The following is a 17,554-nucleotide window of genomic DNA, read 5'->3' on the forward strand; positions in this document are numbered from 1 at the left end:
CGCGAGCAGCCGAGGAAAAAAGGGGCGGTACGGGATTCCCGTACCGCCCCTTCCGCGTCTCCGCTGGGCCACTCGGCTACTTGACCGCCAGCACCAGCGCGTCCGACGGCGAGCGCCATACCGCCCGGGCCTCCGCGAAGCCCTTCTCGCGCAGCACGCGCGCGTGCCAGTCGGCGGAGGGTGTGTCGCCGTCGGCGTGTTCCCCGTAGATCTCGAAGCGGCGGGCGGTGGGTTCGGCGAGGACGGGGTCCTGCGCGGCCACCTTCCACCATTCGGCCCAGTCGAGCGCGCCGGTCTCCCTGGCCCGGTCCATCCGGGCGTGCCGCAGGGCCCGGTCGGCCGCGTTGATCCGGGGCGTGGTCTCGTCGATCATGTGGTCGGCGTTCATGAGGACACCGCCGTCGCGGACGAGTTCCGCGAGCTGACCGTAGAGGACCGCGAGGGGTTCGCTGTGCAGCCAGTGCAGGGCCGTGGCGGTCAGCACGGCGTCGTACGTGTCGTACGGCAGCCGGGTGCGCCACTTTGGATCCTTGAGGTCGGCCGTCACGAGGGAGACCCGGTCGTCGCCGGCGAAGGTGCCCTCGGCGATGGTGAGCAGTGCGGGGTCGAGGTCGACGCCGGTGCTGGTGGCTCCGGGGAGGCGGTCGAGCAGCCGGGCGGTGATGGTGCCGGTGCCGCACGCCAGGTCGAGGACGCGGGGGGCCGGTCCGACGAGCGCCTCGGTCAGGTCGAGCATGACCGAGAAGCGGTCCTCCCGGTCCGGCATGTACCACTCCTGCTGCCGGTCCCAGCTCCGCTGCCAGGCCTGCCAGTCCGTTCCGGTGCCGATGGCCATGAAAGCCCCTCCTCCACTCGACCACGTAATACCCTGTAAGCACGATCATCTGTTACCTGACCGCCGTCACGACGATAGAGCCCCTCCGTAAGGACTACAAGTGGAACTGGCCTATTACGCGGATTACGCCGTCCGTCTCGTCAACAGCGAGGAACCGGCCCGCGGCAAGGACACGCTGACCTCGGTCGAGGCCGTCCGTGACCTGTTCGGGAGCAACGCGTCGGCGGCCCGCCGCGCGGCGGAGGCGGACGTCACCCGCTTCCGCTCCGTACGGGCCCGGCTGCGCGCGGTCTTCGAGGCGGCGGACGGCGGCGACGAGACCCTCGCCGTGGACCTGCTGAACTCGCTGCTCCTGGAGTTCCCGGTGAGCCCGCAGATCTCCGGGCACGACCACCGCGACGACGACGGCCGCCCGCTGTGGCACATGCACCTGGCGGACCACCCGTCGAACGCGACTGCGGGCTACGCGGCGATCGCGTCGATGGGCCTGGCCTTCCACCTCACCGAGTACGGCGTGAACCGGCTCGGCCTGTGCGAGGCCGCCCCCTGCCGCAACGCCTACCTGGACACCTCGACCAACCGCTCCCGGCGCTACTGCTCGGACCGCTGCGCGACCCGCGCCAACGTCGCGGCCTACCGTGCCCGCAAGCGCCTGGAGGCCGACCGGGCGGAGAGCACCGGCCTGGCGGCGACCAGCACCCAGCGGGCGACGGCGAACGGGGAGCGCTGACCGGCCGGCGGCCGGAACCGGAACCGCACCTTCCCGAGGACGAGGTCCTCGGGAACGGTTCCGTAGTCGGTGCTGTCCCCGCCCGCGAACGCGTTGTCACCCAGCACCCACCAGCCGCCCTCGCGACGCTCCGCGATCCGCTTCACGACGAGCAGGTCCTGCTGGAAGGGATGCCGCAGGACGACCACGTCACCCGGCCCCACCCGCGCACCCCACTGCACCACGAGCCGATCCCCGTGCTGGAGCGTGGGCACCATGGACGGGCCCGTCACCTCCGCCGCCCCGAACGGCAGCAGGGCCCTCCCCCGCTCGGTCTCCTGCGACAGCTCCGGCATCACCGGCACCTCCCCGGTTCCATCCTCCACCAGTCCCAGTCTCACCCTGGACTTTTGTCCTAAGCCCATGGGGGCACTCGCGAAAACAGGTCTCCTACGGAGTAATGTCCCACCTGAGAAGACGATCACGAGGAAGGACAGCTCAATGCTCTCCCGCCTGTTTGCCCCCAAGGTGAAGGTCAGCGCGCACTGCGACCTGCCCTGCGGCGTGTACGACCCGGCCCAGGCCCGCATCGAGGCGGAGTCGGTGAAGGCCGTCCAGGAAAAGATGGCCGGAAACGACGACGCGCAGTTCCAGACGCGCGCCGTTGTCATCAAGGAGCAGCGCGCCGAGCTCGCCAAGCACCACGTGTCGGTGCTCTGGAGCGACTACTTCAAGCCCCCGCACTTCGAGAAGTACCCGGAGCTGCACCAGCTGGTCAACGACACCCTGAAGGCCCTCTCGGCCGCCAAGGCGTCCGCCGATCCGGCGACCGGCCAGAAGGCCCTCGACTACATCGCCCAGATCGACAAGATCTTCTGGGAGACCAAGCAGGCCTGACCCCGGACCTCCGGGGTGCCGGGCCTCCGGGTCCGGCCGCGCCGACCTGCGGTTCGTCCGGCCGCACGTCACGCGACACGCACCTGGTCCGCGGGCCACCGAACTCGGTGGCCCGGCGGTCCGGGTGCGTTCTGCTGTCACGGTCACGCGGGCAGCCGGCGCAGCTCGACCACGCGCAGGCCGAGCGCCTGGAACCGGCCGAGCAGACCGTGCAGATGGGCGTCGTCGATGACGGGGCCGAAGAACAGCGTCTGTTCCGCCGTGGGCACGCTGTCGAGTTCGGAGAACGCCGAGGCGAGCGTCTCCGACACGATGCCGGCGACACGGAATTCGTAGCGCATACGAGCACTTCCCTCAGGACCGGGGTTCGGGACCCGCCTTCGGGTCCGGGGTCCGCCGGAGTTCGGGGCCGGGGTCCGCCGCGATCCCCTGCCATCGTCGGCGCTTGGGCGATCCCCCAGCTCACCCGTCGGGGGTGAGGCGGTCGGGCGGGCCGTCGACGCACTGTGGTCGAGCGTGGCGATGTCGTACGACGACAGGAGTTCGACCATGAACGGCTCGACGCTCGACCTGGCAGCGGACTATCCCCTGCTGAACGTCTTCTGGACCACGATGTGGTTCTTCCTGTGGATCCTGTGGTTCATGCTGCTCTTCCGCGTCATCGGAGACATCTTCCGCGACGACGATCTGAGCGGCTGGGGCAAGTCCGGCTGGTGCGTCTTCGTCGTGATCCTGCCCTTCCTCGGCGTCTTCGTGTACCTGATCGCGCGGGGCCGTGGGATGGGCGAGCGCGAGGCGAAGCGCATCCAGAAGAATCAGGAGGACGTGCAGTCCTACATCCGCGAGACCGCCGGGACCACCGGCAAGGCCGACGAACTAGCGAAGCTCGCGGAACTCAAGAGCAGCGGCCACCTCACGTCCGCGGAGTTCGAGCAGGCCAAGGCCAAGGTTCTGGCCGACGCCTGACCGGTTGCGCGCGGCCGGGCCCGTTGTCGGTGGCCCGTGGCATTCTGGGCGGGTGGGAAATCCCCGAGTCCTGGAGGACCTGGTCCGGCTGCGCAAGGCCCGGGACCGGATGAACCGCGAGTTCGCGGAGCCGCTCGACATCGCGACGATCGCGCGTACGGCGCTGATGTCGCCGGGCCATTTCCAGCGCAGCTTCCGTGACGCCTTCGGCGAGACGCCGTACACGTATCTCATGACCCGCCGGATCGAGCGCGCGAAGGCGCTGCTGCGGCGCGGCGACATGACGGTGACGGAGGTGTGCTTCGCGGTGGGGTGCACCTCGCTCGGTTCGTTCAGCTCGCGGTTCACGGAGCTGGTCGGCGAGACGCCGAGCGCGTACCGGGCCCGTCCGCACGACCACGGCGCGCCCATCCCGTCCTGCGTGGCCCGCCGGATGACCCGCCCGGCCCGGCACCGCAACCCCGAGGCGGAACCGGGCACACGCCTCTAGGTTGTAGGGCATGGACCTGAAACTCTCCCAGTGCTTCATCTCCGTCGACGATCACGACAAGGCGCTGGCCTTCTACCGTGACGTGCTGGGCCTGGAGGTCCGGGGCGACGTCGGGTTCGAGGGGATGCGCTGGGTCACGGTCGGGTCGCCGCTCCAGCCCGACGTGGAGATCGTCCTGGAGCCGCCGGCGGCGGATCCGGACGCCTCCCCCGCGGACAAGCAGGCCATGGCGGAGCTGCTGGCCAAGGGCATGCTGCGCGGGGTGATCTTCTCGACGACCGACTGCGACGCCCTCTTCGAGCGCGTCCGCGCCTCGGGCGCCGAGGTTCTCCAGGAACCCGCCGACCAGCCGTACGGCCTGCGGGACTGCGCCTTCCGCGACCCGGCGGGCAACCTGCTGCGGTTCGCGGAGAACCGCCGGGAGGCCTGACCCGGCCGTCGGCCCGGGGTGCCGGAAGACCGGGTTCCCTCGGGAGGCACACTACGTGCGTGTGTCCGCGGCGCGTCCGCGGTCCGAGCCCCAGAGCGTCCTCCGAGGAGTCCCCGTGCCGTCCGCGCGCCCCCGTGTCCTCTACGTCAGTGACCTGGCCTATCCGGCCAGGGGACGGCGGTACTGCGACGAGGACATCGCCCTCACCGCGCGCCTGCGCGAGGACTTCGACATCGCCGTGTGCCATCCGCTGGACGCGGCCGCGCTGATGGCCGGATTCGACGCCGTGGTGGTCCGCAACAGCGGGCCCGTCCTGCACCATCAGGCCGCGTACGACGCGTTCCGGGAGCGGGCGCTGGCGGACGGTGTGCGGGTCTACAACCAGCTGTCCGGCAAGGGGGACATGGCCGGCAAGGGATACCTGCTGGAGCTGACCGCCGCCGGGTTCCCGGTCATCCCCACCGTGGACCGCGCGGCCGACCTGGACCGGCTGCCGGAGGCGGACAGCTACGCGGTGAAGCCGAAACAGGGCGCGGACTCCATCGGCCTGGAGTTCGTGACGCGCGACCGGCTCGCCGGGCTGCCGTTCGGCGACCTCCTCGTCCAGCCGCGCGTCGACTTCCGGTACGAGGTGTCGTTCTACTTCGTCGACGACACCCTCCAGTACGCCCTGTACGCACCGGACCCGGAGCGGCGCTGGGCCCTGGAGCCCTACGAACCCACCGACGAGGACCGGGAGTTCGCGCAGCGGTTCGTCGACTGGAACGACATCACGTACGGCATCCAGCGCGTCGACGCCTGCCGGGCCCCGGACGGCGGACTGCTCCTCGTCGAGCTGGAGGACCTCAACCCGTACCTGTCCCTCGACGCCCTCTCCCCCGAGGTCCGGGACGCCTTCGTCTCCCGGATGAAAACGTCGTTGCGCGCGCTGATCGGCCAGGAGACGGTACGAGCCGCAGCGTCCGTACGGCAGGAGGAGCAGCCCCGATGAGCACGCGACCGACCATCCGGTGGACCCATGTCTTCGTCGACCGGCCCGTGGCGGATCTGGGAGCCGCCGTGGCCTTCTGGACCGCGGTCACCGGCACGACCGTCTCGGAACCACGCGGTGACCGGGGCGAGTTCGTGACGTTGCTGCCCGCCGGCGCGGACGCCTGCGTGAAGGCGCAGGGCGTCGGCGACGGTCCCGGGGGCGCGCATCTCGACCTGTCCGTGGAGGACGTGCCGGCGTTGGTGGCGTGGGCCCTCGGGCTCGGTGCCGAGACCGTCGCGGAGCACGACGGCTGGGCCGTGCTGCGCTCCCCCGGCGGGCAGTTGTTCTGCGCGGTGCCCTGGCAGGGCGAGTCCGCGCGGCCGCCGGTGACCGGGGGGCCGGGCGGTGCGACGAGCCGGCTCGACCAGGTGTGTCTCGACGTGGCGCCGGACGCGTTCGCCACCGAGACCGCCTTCTGGGCCGCGCTGACCGGCTGGGAGTCCCTGGCGGGCGCGCTCCCCGAGTTCCATCTGGTCCGGCCGCCCGCCGGGCTGCCGCTGCGCATCCTGTTGCAGCGCCTGGGCACCGTCCGGCCCGCCGCCGCCCACCTCGACCTCGCCTGCTCGGACGTCGACGCGGTGCGGGCCCACCACGAGACGCTCGGGGCGACGGCGGTCGGCCGGGGCGCCCGATGGACGGTGATGCGGGACCCGGCCGGCAGCGTCTACTGCCTGACCGGCCGCGACCCGGCGACGGGCAGCCTGCCCTAGGGCGTGTCCGCGAGGGGCGTCACCGGGCGCCGTCCACGCCTGGGGTCCAGACCTCCACGTCCACGACGGCGGCGGCCGGGATCGGCCCGTAGACGTGCGGGAACTCCTCGCCGCCGGGTTCCATCGCCTCGAAGCGGACCGGCACGGTGAGGCGTTCGGGGTCGACGACGAGGACCACCAGGTCGTCGGAGCCGCTGTAGGAGCCGTACAACATCGTCGCCACCGGCTGGAGTTGGTGGCGCAGCGAGCAGTGGATGAAGCCCTCCTCCTGGAGGGTCCGGCCGCGGGTGGACATCTCGAAGGCGCCGGAGGCGCGGGCCGCGTCCCACAGGGAGCGCTCGGTCAGGTGCAGCAGAGGTTCGGACATGGGAGGAACGCTACGGCCCGAGCCGGGCCGCGCGCGCCTCCAGATAGCGGCGCTCCGGCAGGCTGAGGGTCTGGCCGGCGGCCGACGTGTAGGCCGCGCGGGCTCCCGCCGTGTCCCCGGCGCGCTCCAGCAGATGACCGCGGACGGCGTCCGGCCGGTGCCCGGCGGCCGACGCGTCCTCCAGCCGGTCGAGTTCGGCGAGGGCCGCGCGCGGGCCGTGCACCATGGCGACGGCGACCGCGCGGTTGAGCTGTTCGACGGGGCCGGGTACCTGGCGGACGAGGATGTCGTACAGGCCGAGGATCTCGGCCCAGTCCGTCGCCTCGGGCGTGGGCGCCTCGTCGTGGACGGCGGCGATGGCGGCGCGCAGTTGATACGGGCCTGCCCGTCCTCGTGCCAGCGCCTCCGTCACCAGGGCCACGCCCTCCTCGATCGCCGCCTTGTCCCAGCGGTCGCGGTCCTGTTCGTCGAGGGGGACGAGCTCTCCGTGCGGTCCGGTGCGCGCGGCGCGGCGGGCGTCGGTGAGGAGCATCAGCGCGAGCAGCCCGGCCACTTCGGCGTCCTCGGGCAGCAGTCGGCGGACCGTACGCGCCAACCGGAGCGCCTCACCGGCGAGTTCGGCCCGTTGCAGGGAGGTCCCGGAGGTGGCGGTGTAGCCCTCGTTGAAGATCAGGTAGAGGGTGTGCAGGACGGCGGGAAGCCGTTCCTCCCAGCGCTCGGGGCGGGCGAACCGTACGCCTCGCACCTTCCGCTTGGCGCGGCTGATCCGCTGCGCCATGGTCGCCTCGGGCACCAGCCAGGCCCGCGCGATCTCCGCCGTGGTGAGTCCGCCGACCGCGCGCAGGGTGAGCGCGATCTGCGCGGGCGGGCTCAGGTCGGGGTGACAGCACAGGAAGAGGAGCGTGAGCGTGTCGTCCTCCGACGGGGCGCGGTCGGCGCCGGGCGGCGGTGCGGTGAACGCGTCCCGCGGCGTGAGCGCGGCCGCCTTCTCCTCGCGCAGCCGCCGTGCCTGTTCCGCGCGCAGGGTGTCGACGAGCCGCCGCGAGGCCACCTTGATCAGCCAGCCGCGCGGGTTGTCCGGCACTCCCTGGGCGTGCCACTGGCCGGCCGCCGCCAGCAGGGCCTCCTGGACCGCGTCCTCGGCGGCGTCGAAGTGGCCGTAGCGGCGCACCAGGGCGCCGAGGACCTGCGGCGCGTGGTGGCGCAGCAGATCCTCGACCCCGGTCGTGCCGCTCATCCGGCTCAGACGTCCCCGCCGCCGTCCCCGATGGGCCGGATGACCACCGGGTACTCCGGGGCGCCCTTCGGAACGGGGCAGGCGGTGACGCGCGCGGCGATCTCGGTGACCCGGTCCAGGCTCGCGCAGTCGACCACCCAGTAGCCGGCCATCACTTCCTTGGTCTCGCCGTACGGGCCGTCGGTGATCACGACCTCACCGTCCGTGCCGCGGGACACGAGGCGGGCCTTCGCGGGTTCGAGCAGGCCGTTCATGTCGACCAGCTCGCCCGATTCGGAGAGGTCGTCGTTGATCGCGCCCATGTGCGCGAACATCGTCTGGATCTCCTCCTCCGTCCAGAGCGGCGGCTGTGCGGAGGCGTCGCCCCGCTGGCTCGCGTAGTCGGCCTGCGTTCCCTGCACCATCACCAGGTACTTCATGAGTCCGCTCCTTCTGTTTCCTCGCTCGGGCCGCCCGTGCGGGGCGGCTCTCACAGGGGACGTCGGAGCCGGTCCGCGGTTCTCGACACGACGGGGTCCACGACGTCGGATCTTTTTTCGGGGGCGCGTCCTTCGCTGCCTTCAGGGTAGGGCGGCGGCGGATTCAACGCTTCCTGCGATAGGTCCGCACGAGGACGCCGTTCCCGAAGAGCCGCATCTCGTCGAGGGTGAACGCACCGACGTCGAATCCGGAGCCGAACATCGGCATGCCGGAGCCGAGGACCACCGGGTACGTCTTCACGACCAGCTCGTCGACCTCGTCGATCAGCTCACCGGCGAGCTGCGAGCCGCCGCACAGGTAGATGCCGAACTCACCGTCCTCCGCCTTCAGTTCGCGGACGGTGCCGACGATGTCGTCCGCGACGATCCGGACGGCCGGGTCGGGCGACTCGGTGAGGGTGCGGGAGGCGACGTACTGGCGCAGATGCGCGTACGGGCTGGTCACGCCGATGTCGAGGGCCAGCTGGTAGCTGGCCCGGCCCTGGACGACCGTGTCGAAGACCCGGTTCTCCAGGTCGTCGACGCCGAGGGCGCGGCGGGCAGGGGACGCGATGGTCTCGGGGTACTCCGCCGTCAGGAAGGCGAGGAACTCCTCGTCGACGAACGGCATGAAGGGGTCGGCGTCGCCGCCGGGATCGCCGATGAAGCCGTCGATCGAGCAGGCGACGAAGTAGGTGAGCTTGCGCAAGCGGGTCTCTTCTCTCGGGCGGCGTCGTGGGGGACGGCTTTCGCCGAACCACTTCAGTTATAGTGCTTCACCTGTAGTGGTTCAAGGGGATTGAGGCGCCCGCCTCCGGGAGGCCGGGGCGTCGAGGTCACGGTGGGACCGGCGCGTCACAGGGAGAGGAACCGGCACATGGCACGGAACACCGAGCGCAGGGCAGCCCTCGTCGACGCGGCGGTGGCGGTACTGGCCCGCGAGGGCGCGCGGGGGCTGACGTTCCGCGCGGTGGACGCGGAGGCCGCGGTTCCGGTCGGTACCGCGTCGAACTACTTCACCGACCGCGACGATCTGCTGAACCAGGTCGACACCCACCTCCACCACCGGCTGGCCCCGGACCCCGCCGTCCTGGCCGGTCTGCTGACGGCGCCCCGCGACCGCGCCCTCGTCCTGGAGTTCATGCGCGACCTGCTGGGCCGGGCGACCCGCGACCGCACGGGCTACCTCGCCCTCTTCGAGATGCGCCTGGAAGCCACCCGCCGCCCGGCCCTGCGCGCCTCGTACACGGCGTCGGTGCGCGGCGACCTCGAACAGGCGATGGAGTTCCACCGGGATGCCGGGCTGCCCGGCGGCGACCGGACCGTGACCGTCCTGTACCTCGCGGTGCTCGGCCTGCTCCTGGAACACCTCACCCTGCCCGGCGTCCTGGACGACGCCCTGCCCGGCGTGGCCGTACCGGACGGGCTCCTCGAGACCATCGTGACGACGATCGTCCCGGAGGACGGCGACGGCGGCGGTGACCGGGACCGGTAGGGGGCCGAGGACCGGGCCTAGCTCGCGTCCCGCTGTCCTGTGCGCGGCTCGCGCCACATCGGCCACATGCTCGGGCCGTCGGGCAGGGCGAGCGGGCCGCCCGTGACGACGAAGCCGAGCCGCTCGTACAGGGCGCGGCTGCGGGCGTTGCTCGCCTCCAGGTAGGCGGCGAGACCCTCGCGGTCGCAGCGGTCGAGCACCGGCTCCATGAGCGCGCTGCCGAGTCCCTCACCCTGGCGCTCCGGCGACACCGCGATCATCCAGAGGTAGGTGTGCGCGCGGCCGGAGGGGTGGGCGTCCGCGGTGAGCCGGCCGATCAGCTCGACCCGTTCGTTGTCCGGGTCGACGGCGGCGCGCAGCTGCGCGGGGCCGTCCTCGTCCTCCTGGCCCGCACCGTCCGCACCGTCGTGGTCCTCGGCCGGGACGTACAGCCACAGCGCGCACGCGGAACCGTCCTCGGCCAGGTCGACCCGGCCCTCCGCGAGCACGATGTCGGTGAACGCGGCCATCAGCCTGTGGTGGGTGGCACGGCGGTACGCCGGATCGGGAAAGACCCAGCCGCTCACCGGATCGTCCTGGAACGCCTCGTCCAGCAGCCGGACGACCAGTTCCCGGTCGCCGTCGTCCGCCACCCGGATCGCCACACCCATGACCTGTCCCGCCCCTCGCCCCAACCGCCCTTGATCGTACGGAGGTTGAGCCTAGTACGCGGGTCGGGGCCGGGTCGGGCCTCCCCCGGGCGCTGGCCGGGAAGAGAGGCGCGGGCCCCGCACGCCGTGGGGATGTGCGGGACCCGCTCACCGGAGTCCGGCACCGTACGGTGGTCAGGTTCCGTACGGTGCCCGGGGCTCCGGGGTCGTGCGCCGGCCGGGGCCGGTCAGCTGCTGCGCCGGGTCACGAACTCGGCGAGCGCGAGGAGACCTCCCGCCGCCTCGGGTTCGGGGACCGCCCGGGACAGTTCGTGCATCGCCCGCGCCATCCGGTCCGCCGCCTGGGCCTGCGCCCAGTCACGCCCGCCCGCCCGCTCGACCGCGAGCACCGTGCGCTCCAGCTCTCCTTCCCGGTAGGGCGCTCCGTACAACTCCGCCAGCTCGCCGGCCGCCGGAGTGCCCGACCCCAGCGCGGCGACCACGGGCAAGGACTTCTTGCGGGCGATGAGGTCCGCCCCGGCGGGCTTGCCGGTGCGGCTCGGGTCCCCCCAGATCCCGATCACGTCGTCGATGAGCTGGAACGCGAGCCCGGCCTCCCGGCCGAACGCGTCGAGCGCGTCGACGTCCTCCGCGTCCGCCCCGGCGTACAGCCCTCCGAGGGCGCAGGCGCACCCGATGAGGGCGCCCGTCTTCGCCTCGGCCATGGCGAGGCACTCGTCGAGGGTGACCTCGTCCGGACCGAGCTTCTCCATCGCCGTGTCCGTGTGCTGTCCCGCGCACAGTTCGACGACGCAGCCCGCGAGCCGGGCGGCCGCCGCCGCGGACGCGGGGTGCGGGTCCTCGGCGAGCAGTTGCTGCGCCAGCGCCTGCAGGGCGTCCCCGGCCAGGATCGCGTCGGCGTCGCCGAACACGGTCCACGCGGTGGGGCGGTGTCTGCGGGTGGTGTCGCGGTCCATCACGTCGTCGTGGAGCAGGGTGAAGTTGTGGATCAGCTCCACCGCCGCGGCGGCCCGGACGGCCGCCGCCTGCTGTCCGCCGAGCGCGCGGACCGCCGTCAGGACGAGCGCGGGCCGGATGGCCTTGCCCGCGTTGCCCGCGGCCGGAGTGCCGTCCGCGTGCTCCCAGCCGAAGTGGTAGAGCGCGACCCTGCGCATCGACCCGGGCAGCGAGTCGATGGCCCTGCGCAGCTCGGGGTCGACCAGCGCCCGGGCACGCTCCAGGACGTCCGCGGCCTCCTGCCCGTCGGACGGACCCGGCACGGCCCGCCGCTCACCGTGTCGTCCCATGGACCTCCCGCCGGCGCTTCGCGTGTCCGGGATCCCGGCCGGAGGCCGCCTGTTCGGGATACCGGCCGGACCCTGCTTCGTCCCCGTCGTCATGCGGTCTCCCCCGCGGTCGTCTCGGAGAGCGGGCTGATCGTGGCGCCGTCACGGACGCCGGGCGGGCGTTCCCCGGGCGCGCCCGCCCCGCGGGGCGGGCGCGCGCCGGGGTCCGCCGTGCGGAACGTCACCGCCAGCGGCCGATCTCGACGTTCTCCAGGATGCCGAGGGCGTCCGGCACGAGCACCGCGGCCGAGTAGTACGCCGTCACCAGGTAGGAGATGACCGCCTGTTCGTTGATGCCCATGAAGCGCACCGACAGGCTCGGCTCGATCTCGTCCGGGATGCCCGCCTGCTGGAGCCCGACCACACCCTGCTCGGCCTCGCCCGTACGCAGGGCGATGATCGAGGTCGTCCGGGCGTCCGTGACCGGGATCTTGTTGCACGGGAAGATCGGGATGCCGCGCCAGGTCGGGATGCGGTTGCCCGCCATCTCGATGCTCTCGGGAACGAGTCCGCGCTTGTTGAACTCGCGGCCGATCGCGGAGATCGCCCGCGGGTGCGCGAGGAGCATCTTGGTGCCGCGACGGCGGCTGAGCAGCTCGTCCAGGTCGTCGGGGCTGGGCACGCCGTCGTGCGGCTGGAGCCGCTGGTCGTATTCGCAGTTGTTCAGCAGGCCGAACTCCCGGTTGTTGATCAGCTCGTGCTCCTGGCGCTCCTTCAACGCCTCGACGGTGAGCCGGAGCTGCTGCTCCGTCTGGTTCATCGGCTGGTTGTAGAGGTCGGCCACGCGCGTGTGCAGACGCAGGACGGTCTGGGCGATGCTCAGTTCGTACTCGCGCGGGCTGCCCTCGTAGTCCACGAAGGTGCCGGGGATGTCCGGCTCACCGGTGTGGCCGGCCGCGAGGTCGATCTCCTTCTCGCCGTACTTGTTCTGGCGCTGCGCCGGGATCGCGCGCAGCTCCTGGAGGTGCTCCCGCAGGGACTCGGAACGCTCCGCGACCTGTTCGAGGTCCTGGCGGGGCAGCGTGAGCACGGTGACCGAGGTGACCGCGCGGGCCGTGTACTCCCAGATGGCCTCCGGGTCGATCAGGGACTGCTCCCCGAAGTACGCGCCGTCGGCGAGGACGCCGAGCACCGCGTCGTCCCCGTAGGGGCCGGTGCCGATCTTCTCGACCTTGCCATGCGCCAGCAGGAACACCTCGTCGGCCTGGCTGCCGAACGAGGCCAGTACGTCACCCGGGACGAACTCGCGCTGTTGGCACCGGGCCGCGAGCTCGGCCAGCACCTCCTGGTCCTCGTACGACCGCAGGACGGACAGCTCGCCCAGTTCCGCGGGGATGACCTGGACCTGGTCCCCTGTCTTCACGAACGTCACGCGGCCGTCGCCCACGGAGTAGCTGAGCCGCCGGTTCACGCGGTACGTGCCACCCTGCACGTTCACCCACGGAAGCATGCGCAGCAGCCACCGCGAGCTGATCTCCTGCATCTGTGGCGCGGACTTGGTGGTGGTGGCCAGGTTCCGCGCGGCTGATGTGCCGAGACTCTGCTGCGGACGGTTCTGCTCCGCGCGGACCTCTTCGCCTACCGACATGAAAATTGCCCTCCCGGTCGTGCACTGATCTTCGGGAGCAAGCCTTCCATCACGGAGCGTGCCGGTGCTATTACACGAATGAGGGGGAATGGATCACCCGCGAGTTGGGCAGGGAGAGTGATTCTGTCGAGGATCCACCGCGCGTCGGCCGGGGAACTCCCGCCTCCGGCCGTCCGTTTGATCACTGACGGACGACGACGGGAGATCGCAGTGGCAGGCTTTCTGGACCGCGCGAAGGAACAGGCGCAGCGCGGCCTCACGCAGGGCAAGCAGAAGCTGGACGACGTGCAGGCCCAGCGGGCGGGCACCGACCTCCTGAAGAGACTCGGCGCGGCGTACTACGCGGAGCGGCACGGCACCGGCTCCCCCGAGGCGACCCAGCAGGCTCTCCAGACCCTGGAGAGCCACATCACCGTCCACGGGGACGGCTTCCTCCACTCCTGACCGGATCCCGCGCCGCTGACCGGATCGGCTCGCTCGCTGTGCGAACGGGTGGGTCCGGCGGCCGCGTCGGCGATACAAGCTGCGATACGAGACGGCCGCGCGAGGCGGCCGGCGCGCAGCGCGAAGGAGGCGGCCATGGCATCGCCCATGTCCGCGGGCACTTTCCTGGACCGGATCAGGGACGAGGACGTCCAGGTCGTCGAGGTGGGCGACTGGAGACATCACAACCGCAACCACAAGGGACCGTGGGGTCCGGTGCACGGCGTGATGATCCACCACACGGTGACCTCGGGTGCCGCGCGCACGGTCGGACTGTGCCGTGACGGACGCGAGGACCTGCCCGGTCCGCTGTGCCACGGCGTCATCACGAAGGACGGCGTCGTCCATCTCGTCGGGTACGGCCGGGCCAACCACGCGGGCCTCGGCGACGACGACGTCCTGCGCGCGGTGATCGCCGAGAAGGCCCTCCCGCACGACAACGAGGCGAACACCGACGGCAACCGCCACTTCTACGGCTTCGAGTGCGAGAACCTCGGCGACGGCAAGGACCCGTGGCCCGAGGCCCAGCTGACGGCCGTGGCCAGGGTGTGCGCCGCCATCTGCCGCCATCACGGCTGGACCGAGCGCTCGGTGATCGGCCACCTGGAGTGGCAGCCGGGCAAGGTGGACCCGAGGGGGTTCACGATGAGTTCCCTGCGCGGCCGCGTCCGCGAACTGCTCAAGTAGCCCCGCCCCGCGTCGGGCCGTCTCCGGACAGGTGTCCGACAATGAGCGGGTGACCAGCCCCGACACCCCGGAGACCGGCGCCGCCGCCGTGCCGTCCCGCTCCGGCGGCCCGCGATACGGCGGGTCCTCGACGCTCGGACCGCTCGGGACCGCGCCGCGGCTGCCGTCCCCGCTGCGGGAGGCGGCGGACGAGCGGTTCGCCCGCCACGGGGTGCGGCTGCTGCTGAAGCGGGACGACCTGATCCACCCGGACCTCGTCGGCAACAAGTGGCGCAAGCTGACGCCGAACCTCGCGGCGGCGGCCGGCCGCACCGTGGTCACGTTCGGCGGGGCGTACTCGAACCACCTGCGGGCCACCGCCGCGGCCGGCCGGCTCCTCGGTCTGCCCACCCTCGGCGTGGTCCGCGGCCAGGAGCTGGCCGACCGGCCTCTCAACCCGTCGCTCGCCCGCTGCGCCGCCGACGGCATGCGTCTGCACTTCGTCGACAGATCGACCTACCGTCGCACGTCGGAACCGGAGATCCTGGCGGAGATCCTGCGCGCCACGGGAACCGAGGACGCGTACGTGGTCCCGGAGGGCGGCAGCAACGCCCTCGCGGTGCGCGGCTGCCGGGCGCTCGGCGAGGAACTGCGCGGCCACGGCGTCGACGTGGCCGCGCTCGCCTGCGGTACCGGCGGCACCCTCGCGGGGCTGGCCGCGGGTCTCGCCCCGGACCAGCGCGCCCTCGGTGTCCCGGTCGTCAAGGGCGGCTTCCTCGGCGCGGAGACGGAGTCGCTCCAGACAGCGGCGTTCGGCGGCCGGCGCGGCACCTGGTCCCTCGACGACCGCTTCACCTTCGGCGGCTACGCCCGCACCACCCCCGAACTCGACGCCTTCGCCGAGGACTTCGGGCAGCGGCACGGCCTGCCGGTGGAACGTCTCTATGTCGCCAAGATGCTGTACGGACTTGTCGCCCTGACCGAGGAGGGCGCGTTCCCGCGCGGCACGACGATCGCGGCGGTGATCACCGGAGCGCCGTTCCCCGCCGCCGGGGCGTCGCCTCAGGCCGCCTCGCGGTAGGCGGCGGCCTCCTCCAGGTCCAGCCGGCGCAGCAGCGTCCGCAGCATCTCGTCGTCGATGTAGCGCAGGTCGCGCAGCCTGACGAACACCTCGCGCTCGGCGCCGATCATCTCGCGGGAGAGCCGGCGGTAGGTGTCGTCGGCGCTCTCCCCGGTGACCGGGTTGACCGCGCCGAGCCGCTCCCAGACGGCGTTGCGGCGCCGTTCCATCACCGAGCGCAGCCGCTCGGCGAGTGGCGGGGGCAGCGCGTTGCGCTCGTCGGTGAGGAGGTCGTCGAGGCGCTGTTCGGCAGCCTGGGAGGCCTGCGCCTGGGCGTTGGCCTCGGCGAGTGTCTCGGCCTGGGTGTCGCGGCCCGGCAGCTTCAGCAGCCGGATCAGCGGGGGCAGCGTGAGCCCTTGGACGACGAGGGTGCCGATGACGGTCGTGAAGGTCAGGAAGAGGATCAGGTTGCGGCCGGGGAAGGCCTCGCCGCCGTGCATCGTGAGCGGGATGGAGAAGGCGATGGCGAGCGAGACGACACCCCGCATGCCCGCCCAGCCGATGACGAACGGCGCCTTCCAGGTCGGGTTGTCCTCCCGCTCGCGGATGCGTGACGAGAGGATGCGGGGCAGGAAGGTGGCGGGGTACACCCACACGAACCGGGTCGCGACGACGACGACGAAGAGGGCGATCGCGTACCAGGCGGCACTGGTTCCCTCGTACGCGCCGAGGCCCTTGAGGACGACCGGCAGCTGCAGGCCGATGAGCGCGAACACCGCGGACTCCAGGACGAACGCGACCATCTTCCACACCGCCTCCTCCTGGAGCCGGGTCGCGAAGTCGACCTCCCAGGCACGGTGGCCGAGGTAGAGGGCGACGACCACGACGGCGAGCACGCCGGAGGCGTCCACCCACTCGGCGACGCCGTAGGCGGCGAAGGGGATCAGCAGGGAGAGCGTGTTCTGCAGCAGCGCCTCGTTGATGTGGGTGCGCAGCCAGTGGATGGGGATCATCAGGACGAGCCCGACCACCACGCCGCCGACGGCCGCGAGCAGGAACTCCCGGATGCCGCCCGCCCAGGTGGCGCCCTCGCCGACGGCCGCCGCGAGCGCCACCTTGAAGGCGGTGATCGCGGTCGCGTCGTTCACCAGGGACTCGCCCTGAAGGATGGTGGTGATCCGGGAGGGCAGCCCCACCCGGCGCGCCACCGCGGTCGCGGCCACCGCGTCCGGCGGCGCGACGACCGCGCCCAGCACGAGCGCCGCGGTCAGCGGGAGGCTCGGCACGAGGAGGTAGGCCGCCCAGCCGACGACGAGCGTCGCGAACAGGACGTAGCCCACCGACAGCAGGGCCACGGGCCTCAACTGGGCCCTCAGGTCAAGGTAGGAACTGTCGGTCGCCGCCGTGTACAGCAGTGGGGGCAGCAGCAGCGGAAGCACGATGTCGGGGTCGAGTTCGTACGGCGGAACACCGGGGATGTACGACACGATCAGGCCCGCCGCGACGAGGAGCAGGGGCGCCGGGACCGGCGTACGGCGGGCGGCCCCGGCGACCGCCGCGCTCCCGGCAACCAGCAACAGCAGTGGCAATACGTGCATCGTCTTCCGCCCGCCCTCGTTTTCGCGCGGCATGCCGCACACCCGACGTAACCTGGCAATCATGAAACAGTGCACGCACACCGACGCGCTGCCGCAGCAGGAACCCCGGCCCGAGAGCGACACGTGCCTGGAGTGCGTGGCCGCGGGCACGCACCCGGTACAGCTTCGGCTGTGTCTGGAGTGCGGGCACCTCTCCTGTTGCGACTCCTCACCTCTGCGGCACGCGACAGAGCACTACAAGGACACGGGACATCCGATCATGCGCACCTTCGAGCCGGGGGAGAGCTGGCGCTGGTGCTTCGTGGACCACGTGCTCGTCTGAGCCGTGCGCGAGGCGGGCGCGTGGCCGAAAGCCGGGACGGTTCGACCGTCTGACGCCTGGGTACGTCAACCCGGCGCGCGCTCTTCCGATTTGGGCCCCGCAGACCCCTAGCCACTGTCCGTGCTCGTGGGCTTACTATGAGTGACAGCAAGGGACGGGGTCCCCAGGACAGGAAAGACGGGAGCGCGGTAGCGTCACCGCTGCACGACGTAGCGCGTTACCCCGGGGGGCGACC

Annotated in this window: 23 protein-coding genes; 12 read left to right on the forward strand and 11 right to left on the reverse strand. The window is 71.9% G+C overall.

Annotated elements, in window-relative coordinates:
• Nucleotides 1–76: 76 nt before the first annotated feature.
• Nucleotides 77–835 carry a class I SAM-dependent methyltransferase gene (locus OG406_RS14420; protein WP_329186080.1) on the reverse strand — a complete coding sequence of 253 codons (759 nt, stop codon included), beginning with the start codon at nt 833–835 and terminating at the stop codon, nt 77–79.
• Between the two features lie 100 nt (nt 836–935).
• Here OG406_RS14420 and OG406_RS14425 point away from each other — a divergent pair, with 100 nt between their 5' ends.
• Nucleotides 936–1,565 carry a CGNR zinc finger domain-containing protein gene (locus tag OG406_RS14425; RefSeq protein ID WP_164371984.1) on the forward strand — a complete coding sequence of 210 codons (630 nt, stop codon included), beginning with the start codon at nt 936–938 and terminating at the stop codon, nt 1,563–1,565.
• Here OG406_RS14425 and sodX read toward each other — a convergent pair.
• On the reverse strand, nt 1,469–1,900 hold the full coding sequence (gene sodX / locus OG406_RS14430) for a nickel-type superoxide dismutase maturation protease (RefSeq protein ID WP_164372014.1): 432 nt from the start codon (nt 1,898–1,900) through the stop codon (nt 1,469–1,471). The genes OG406_RS14425 and sodX overlap by 97 nt on opposite strands.
• A 145-nt stretch (nt 1,901–2,045) precedes the next feature.
• On the opposite strand from sodX, the gene sodN reads away from it, so the two are divergent.
• Entirely contained in the window at nt 2,046–2,441 is a 396-nt protein-coding gene (gene sodN / locus OG406_RS14435; RefSeq protein ID WP_329186082.1) for a superoxide dismutase, Ni, read from the forward strand.
• A 143-nt stretch (nt 2,442–2,584) separates the two neighbouring features.
• On the opposite strand, the gene OG406_RS14440 is transcribed toward sodN, so the two are convergent.
• Nucleotides 2,585–2,782: a hypothetical protein gene (locus OG406_RS14440; RefSeq protein WP_081219368.1), complete on the reverse strand. Its 198-nt coding sequence runs from the start codon at nt 2,780–2,782 to the stop codon at nt 2,585–2,587.
• A 208-nt stretch (nt 2,783–2,990) separates the two neighbouring features.
• Between OG406_RS14440 and OG406_RS14445 the strand changes: the two genes are divergently transcribed.
• From OG406_RS14445 to OG406_RS14465, 5 genes are all read left to right on the forward strand, one after another.
• A complete protein-coding gene (locus OG406_RS14445) occupies nt 2,991–3,407 on the forward strand; it encodes an SHOCT domain-containing protein (RefSeq protein ID WP_164371982.1) in 417 nt (138 codons plus the stop codon).
• Nucleotides 3,408–3,516: 109 nt separating this feature from the next.
• Entirely contained in the window at nt 3,517–3,897 is a 381-nt protein-coding gene (locus OG406_RS14450) for a helix-turn-helix transcriptional regulator (protein WP_164372013.1), read from the forward strand.
• Between the two features lie 10 nt (nt 3,898–3,907).
• Nucleotides 3,908–4,327, forward strand: a complete 420-nt coding sequence (locus OG406_RS14455) for a VOC family protein (RefSeq protein ID WP_081219365.1) — start codon at nt 3,908–3,910, stop codon at nt 4,325–4,327.
• A 115-nt stretch (nt 4,328–4,442) separates the two neighbouring features.
• Nucleotides 4,443–5,318 carry a hypothetical protein gene (locus OG406_RS14460; protein ID WP_164371981.1) on the forward strand — a complete coding sequence of 292 codons (876 nt, stop codon included), beginning with the start codon at nt 4,443–4,445 and terminating at the stop codon, nt 5,316–5,318.
• Nucleotides 5,315–6,070: a VOC family protein gene (locus OG406_RS14465; protein WP_267048507.1), complete on the forward strand. Its 756-nt coding sequence runs from the start codon at nt 5,315–5,317 to the stop codon at nt 6,068–6,070. The genes OG406_RS14460 and OG406_RS14465 overlap by 4 nt, the downstream gene beginning before the upstream one ends.
• A 19-nt stretch (nt 6,071–6,089) precedes the next feature.
• Here the strand turns inward: OG406_RS14465 and OG406_RS14470 are convergent, their stop codons facing one another.
• The 4 genes from OG406_RS14470 to OG406_RS14485 all read right to left on the reverse strand — a co-directional run bounded on the left by OG406_RS14470 (nt 6,090) and on the right by OG406_RS14485 (nt 8,841).
• Nucleotides 6,090–6,437, reverse strand: a complete 348-nt coding sequence (locus OG406_RS14470) for a DUF952 domain-containing protein (RefSeq protein WP_267048506.1) — start codon at nt 6,435–6,437, stop codon at nt 6,090–6,092.
• Nucleotides 6,438–6,447: 10 nt separating this feature from the next.
• Nucleotides 6,448–7,674 (reverse strand): RNA polymerase sigma factor, encoded by a 1,227-nt coding sequence (locus OG406_RS14475; RefSeq protein ID WP_329186086.1) that lies wholly within the window; start codon nt 7,672–7,674, stop codon nt 6,448–6,450.
• Nucleotides 7,675–7,679: 5 nt separating this feature from the next.
• Nucleotides 7,680–8,093, reverse strand: coding sequence for a YciI family protein (locus OG406_RS14480; protein WP_267048504.1), 414 nt, complete (start codon nt 8,091–8,093; stop codon nt 7,680–7,682).
• A 163-nt stretch (nt 8,094–8,256) separates the two neighbouring features.
• Nucleotides 8,257–8,841, reverse strand: coding sequence for a dihydrofolate reductase family protein (locus OG406_RS14485; protein WP_267048503.1), 585 nt, complete (start codon nt 8,839–8,841; stop codon nt 8,257–8,259).
• A 168-nt stretch (nt 8,842–9,009) separates the two neighbouring features.
• Here OG406_RS14485 and OG406_RS14490 point away from each other — a divergent pair, with 168 nt between their 5' ends.
• A complete protein-coding gene (locus tag OG406_RS14490) occupies nt 9,010–9,627 on the forward strand; it encodes a TetR/AcrR family transcriptional regulator (RefSeq protein WP_267048502.1) in 618 nt (205 codons plus the stop codon).
• A gap of 17 nt (nt 9,628–9,644) precedes the next feature.
• Here the strand turns inward: OG406_RS14490 and OG406_RS14495 are convergent, their stop codons facing one another.
• The 3 genes from OG406_RS14495 to OG406_RS14505 all read right to left on the reverse strand — a co-directional run bounded on the left by OG406_RS14495 (nt 9,645) and on the right by OG406_RS14505 (nt 13,190).
• Entirely contained in the window at nt 9,645–10,277 is a 633-nt protein-coding gene (locus OG406_RS14495) for a GNAT family N-acetyltransferase (protein WP_329186091.1), read from the reverse strand.
• A 227-nt stretch (nt 10,278–10,504) separates the two neighbouring features.
• Nucleotides 10,505–11,563, reverse strand: a complete 1,059-nt coding sequence (locus OG406_RS14500; RefSeq protein WP_164371973.1) for a family 2 encapsulin nanocompartment cargo protein polyprenyl transferase — start codon at nt 11,561–11,563, stop codon at nt 10,505–10,507.
• 220 nt (nt 11,564–11,783) lie between these two features.
• On the reverse strand, nt 11,784–13,190 hold the full coding sequence (locus OG406_RS14505; protein ID WP_164371972.1) for a family 2B encapsulin nanocompartment shell protein: 1,407 nt from the start codon (nt 13,188–13,190) through the stop codon (nt 11,784–11,786).
• 210 nt (nt 13,191–13,400) lie between these two features.
• Here OG406_RS14505 and OG406_RS14510 point away from each other — a divergent pair, with 210 nt between their 5' ends.
• The 3 genes from OG406_RS14510 to OG406_RS14520 all read left to right on the forward strand — a co-directional run bounded on the left by OG406_RS14510 (nt 13,401) and on the right by OG406_RS14520 (nt 15,420).
• The gene (locus OG406_RS14510; RefSeq protein ID WP_164371971.1) at nt 13,401–13,634 is read left to right on the forward strand and encodes a hypothetical protein; all 234 of its coding nucleotides are present in this window, start codon (nt 13,401–13,403) and stop codon (nt 13,632–13,634) included.
• 135 nt (nt 13,635–13,769) lie between these two features.
• On the forward strand, nt 13,770–14,360 hold the full coding sequence (locus OG406_RS14515; RefSeq protein WP_329186093.1) for an N-acetylmuramoyl-L-alanine amidase: 591 nt from the start codon (nt 13,770–13,772) through the stop codon (nt 14,358–14,360).
• Between the two features lie 160 nt (nt 14,361–14,520).
• Nucleotides 14,521–15,420: a 1-aminocyclopropane-1-carboxylate deaminase/D-cysteine desulfhydrase gene (locus OG406_RS14520; RefSeq protein ID WP_327411012.1), complete on the forward strand. Its 900-nt coding sequence runs from the start codon at nt 14,521–14,523 to the stop codon at nt 15,418–15,420.
• On the opposite strand, the gene OG406_RS14525 is transcribed toward OG406_RS14520, so the two are convergent.
• Entirely contained in the window at nt 15,402–16,997 is a 1,596-nt protein-coding gene (locus OG406_RS14525) for a Na+/H+ antiporter (RefSeq protein ID WP_329190802.1), read from the reverse strand. The genes OG406_RS14520 and OG406_RS14525 overlap by 19 nt on opposite strands.
• Nucleotides 16,998–17,058: 61 nt before the next feature.
• Here OG406_RS14525 and OG406_RS14530 point away from each other — a divergent pair, with 61 nt between their 5' ends.
• Entirely contained in the window at nt 17,059–17,319 is a 261-nt protein-coding gene (locus tag OG406_RS14530) for a UBP-type zinc finger domain-containing protein (RefSeq protein WP_164371969.1), read from the forward strand.
• Nucleotides 17,320–17,554 lie beyond the last annotated feature (235 nt).

It is taken from the genome of Streptomyces sp. NBC_01428 (genome assembly GCF_036231965.1).
Taxonomy (GTDB): Bacteria; Actinomycetota; Actinomycetes; order Streptomycetales; family Streptomycetaceae; genus Streptomyces.